Below are 3,997 nucleotides of genomic sequence, written 5' to 3' on the forward strand. Positions count from 1 at the left end.
GGCTGCGGAGTTATTCGTTGCCGCCTGGCTCGTGATGCTGTCTGCGTCGTTGCCAGCTGCGTCCTGCAGCACGTCGGGGCCAGCCGCGGGCTTGGTGTAGCTGAGGGTCACCGCCTCGCCGCTGTCCACGGCACGGCTCAGGTGCAGCGTGACGGTCTTGGCCGTGGGATCCACCGTGAGGCTATCGACGGTTATGGCCACGCCGCTGGCGCTGCTCACTGCAAAGGCTGCGGCGGGGGCCGTATGCGCCGCGTCCAGACCCAGGCTGCTGGCCTCCGTGTAGGTCAGTACCAGATCGCGCCCGATGACCGTGGTGCTGCTGAGCACCGGCGCCGTGGTATCGGCTGCGGAGTTATTCGTCACCGCCTGGTTCGTGAGCTTGGCCGCGTCGTTGCCGGCTGCGTCCTGCAGCGCGTCGGGGCCAGCCGCGGGCCGGGTGTAGCTGAGGCTTACCGCCTCGCCGCTGTCCACGGAACGGCTCAGGCGCAGCGTGACGGTCTTGGCCGTGGCATCGACCGTGACGCTATCGACGGTTATGGCGAGGCCACTGGCGCTGCTCACCGCAAAGGCCGTCGCAGGAGCCGTGTGCACCGCGTCCAGACCCAGGCTGCTGGCCTCCGTGTAAGTCAGCACCAGATCGTGCCCGCTGACCGTGGCGCTGCCAAGGACCGGGGCCGTGGTATCGGCTGCGGAGCCGTTGCTCACCGCCTGGTTCGTGAGGTTGGCCGCGCCATTGCCTGCTGCGTCTTGCAGCACGTCGGGGCCAGCCGCGGGCCGGGTGTAGTTCAGGCTCACCACCTCGGTGCTGTCCACGTCACGGCTCAGGTGCAGGGTCACGGTCTTGGCCGTGGCATTGACCGTGACGTTCTCGACGGCTATGGCCAGGCCGCTGGCGCTGCTCACCGCAAAGGCTGTCGCGGGGGCCGTATGGGTTGCGGCCAGACCCAGGCTGCTCACCTCCGTGTAGGTCAACACCAGCTCGCGCCCGCTGACCGTTGCGCTGCCGAGCACGGGCGCCGTGGTGTCGGCCGCGGAGTTGTTTCTCACCACCTCGTTCGTGAGGTTGGCCGCGTCGTTGCCCGCGGCGTCTTGCAGCACCTTGTTTCCGGTTGCAGGCTTGGTGTAGCTCACGTTCACCGCCTCGCCGCTGTCCACGTCGCGGCTCAGGCGCAGCGTGACGGTCTTGGCCAAGGCATTCACCGTGACGCTATCGACGGCTATGGCGACGCCGCTGGCGCTGCTCACGGCAAAGGCCGTGGCGGGGGCTGTATGCGTCTCGTCCAGACCCAGGCTGCTGGCCTCGGTATAGCTCAGCGCAGAAAGTGCCCGTTGACCACGGCGGCGCTGAGCACGGGGCCGTGGTATCGGCTGCGGAGTTGTTCGTTACCGCCTGGTTCGTGAGCTTGGTCGCGTCGTTGCCGGCCACGTCCTGCAGCACGTCGTTGCCGGTCGCGGGCCGGGTGTAGTTCAGGCTCAGCGCTTCGCTGCTGTCCACGGAACGGTTCAGGCGCAGCGTGACGGTCTTGGCCGTGGCGTTCACCGTGACGCTCTCGACGCTTATGGCGACGCCGCTGGCGCTGCTCACCGCATAGGCCGTCACGGGAGCCGTATGCACCGCGTCCAGGCCCAGGCTGCTGGCCTCGGTGTAAGTCAGTACCAGATCGTGCCCGCTGACCGTGGCGCTGCTGAGCACCGGGGCCGTGGTATCGGCTGCCGAGCCATTGATCACCGCCTGGTTCGTGAGGCTGTCCGCGTCATTGCCTGCCACGTCTTGCAGCACGTTGCCGGTTGCGGGCTTGGTGTAGCTCATGCTCACCGCCTCGGTGCTGTCCACGTCACGGCTCAGGTGCAGCGTGACGGTCTTGGTCGTGGCGCCTACCGTGACGCTCTCGACGCTGATGGCGACACCGCTGGCGCTGCTCACCGCAAAGGCCGCAGCGCCCACCGGATTTGCCGCGTCCAGGCCCAGGCTGCTGACCTCGGTATAGCTCAGCACCAGATCGCGCCCGCTGACCGTGGCGCTGCCGAGCACCGGGGCCGTGGTGTCGGCTGCGGAGCCGTTGCTCACCGCCTGGTTCGTGAGGTTGGCCGCGTCATTGCCCGCTGCGTCTTGCAGCACGTCGTTGCCGGTCGCGGGCCGGGTGTAGTTCAGGCTCACCGCCTCGCCGCTGTCCACGGCACGGTTCAGGCGCAGGGTCACGGTCTTGGCCGTCGCATTCACCGCGGCGCTATCGACGGCTATGGCCACGCCACTGGCGCTGCTCACCGCATAGGCCGCGGCGGGGGCCGTGTTGGTCGCGTCCAGGCCCAGGCTGCTCGCCTCGGTGTAGGTCAGTACCAGATCGTTTCCGGTGACCGTGGCGCTGCTGAGCACGGGGCCGTGGTGTCGGCCGCGGAGTTGTTCGTCACCGCCTGGTTCGTGAGGTTGGCCGCGTCATTGCCGGCGGCGTCTTGCAGCACGTCGTTGCCGGTTGCGGGCCGGGTGTAGCCGAGGCTCACCACCTCGGTGCTGTCCACGCCACGGTTCAGGAGCAGGGTCACGGTCTTGGCCGTGGCGTTTACCGTGACGCTCTCGACGGTTATGGCCAGGCCGCTGACGCTGCTCACCGCAAAGGCCGTCGTGGGGGCCGTATGGACAGCGTCCAGACCCAGGCTGCTGGCCTCCGTGTAAGTCAGTACCAAATTGCGGCCGCTGACCGCGGCGCTGCCGAACACGGGGGCCGTGGTATCGGCTGCGGAGCCGTTGGTGACCACCTGGTTCGTGAGGTTGGCCGCGTCATTGCCGGCAGCGTCCTGCAGCACGTCGTTGCCGGTCTCGGGCCGGGTGTAGTTCAGGCTCACCACCTCGGTGCTGTCCACGTCACGGCTCAGGTGCAGCGTCACGGTCTTGGCTGTGGCGTTGACCGTGACGTTCTCGACACTGATGGCGACGCCGCTGGCGCTGCTTACCGCATAGGCCGTCGCGGGGGCCGTATGGGTTGCGTCCAGGCCCAGGCTGCTGGCCTCGGTGTAAGTCAGTACCAGATTGCGGCCGCTGACCGTGGCGCTGCCGAACACGGGCGCCGTGGTATCGGCCGCGGAGTTGTTCGTTACCGCCTGATTCGTGAGGTTGGCCGCGTCATTGCCCGCTGCGTCTTGCAGCACGTCGTTGCCGGTTGCGGGCCGGGTGTAGTTCAGGGTCACGGCCTCGCCGCTGTCCACGGCACGGTTCAGGTGCAGCGTGACGGTCTTGGCCGTGGCGCTTACCGTGACGCTCTCGACGGTTATGGCCACGCCGCTGGCGCTGCTCACTGCAAAGGCCGCGGCGGGGGCCGTGTTGATGGCGTCCAGACCCAGGCTGCTGGCCTCCGTGTAAGTCAGCACCAGATCGTGCCCGCTGACCGTGGCGCTGCTGAGCACCGGGCCGTGGTATCGGCTGCAGAGCCGTTGCTTACCGCCTGGTTCGTGAGGTTGGCCGCGCCATTGCCTGCTGCGTCTTGCAGCGCGTCGTTGCCGCTTGCGGGCCGGGTGTAGTTCAGGCTCAGCACCTCGGTGCTGTCCACGTCACGGCTCAGGAGCAGCGTGACGGTCTTGGCCGTGGCATTCACCGTGACGTTCTCGACGGTGATGGCCACGCCGCTGGCGCTGCTCACTGCATAGGCCGTCGCGGGAGCCGTATGGATTGCGTCCAGGCCCAGGCTGCTGGTCTCGGTATAGGTCAGTACCAGATCGCGGCCGCTGACCGTGGCGCTGCCGAGCACGGGCGCCGTGGTGTCGGCTGCGGAGTTATTCGTTACCGCCTGGCTCGTGAGATTGGCCGCGTCATTGCCCGCCGCGTCTTGCAGCACGTGATTGCCGGTCTCGGGCCGGATGTAGTTCAGGGTCACGGCCTCGCCGCTGTCCACGGCACGGCTCAGGAGCAGCGTGACGGTCTTGGCCGTGGGATCCACCGTGACGTTCTCGACGGTGATGGCCAGGCCGCTGGCGCTGCTGACTGCAAAGGCCGTCGCGGGGCCGT

At 68.0% G+C, this 3,997-nt stretch carries 4 protein-coding genes; all 4 read right to left on the bottom strand.

Features of this window, described 5'->3' with window-relative positions; translation table 11 throughout:
* The coding region (locus VTU_RS29400) for a SwmB domain-containing protein (protein ID WP_322835871.1) at window positions 1-1,314 on the bottom strand (1,314 nt) is incomplete at its 3' end.
* Entirely contained in the window at window positions 1,208-2,374 is a 1,167-nt protein-coding gene (locus VTU_RS0121665) for a SwmB domain-containing protein (protein WP_029554648.1), read from the bottom strand. The genes VTU_RS0121665 and VTU_RS29400, both read right to left, overlap by 107 nt.
* On the bottom strand, window positions 2,332-3,399 hold the full coding sequence (locus VTU_RS0121670) for a SwmB domain-containing protein (protein ID WP_010108782.1): 1,068 nt from the start codon (window positions 3,397-3,399) through the stop codon (window positions 2,332-2,334). Before VTU_RS0121670 ends, VTU_RS0121665 begins: the two co-directional genes overlap by 43 nt.
* The coding region (locus VTU_RS29405; RefSeq protein WP_010108784.1) for a SwmB domain-containing protein at window positions 3,357-3,997 on the bottom strand (641 nt) is incomplete at its 5' end. The genes VTU_RS29405 and VTU_RS0121670, both read right to left, overlap by 43 nt.

The organism is Verminephrobacter aporrectodeae subsp. tuberculatae At4 (genome assembly GCF_000193225.1).
In the GTDB taxonomy this organism is placed as follows: Bacteria; Pseudomonadota; Gammaproteobacteria; order Burkholderiales; family Burkholderiaceae_C; genus Acidovorax; species Acidovorax aporrectodeae.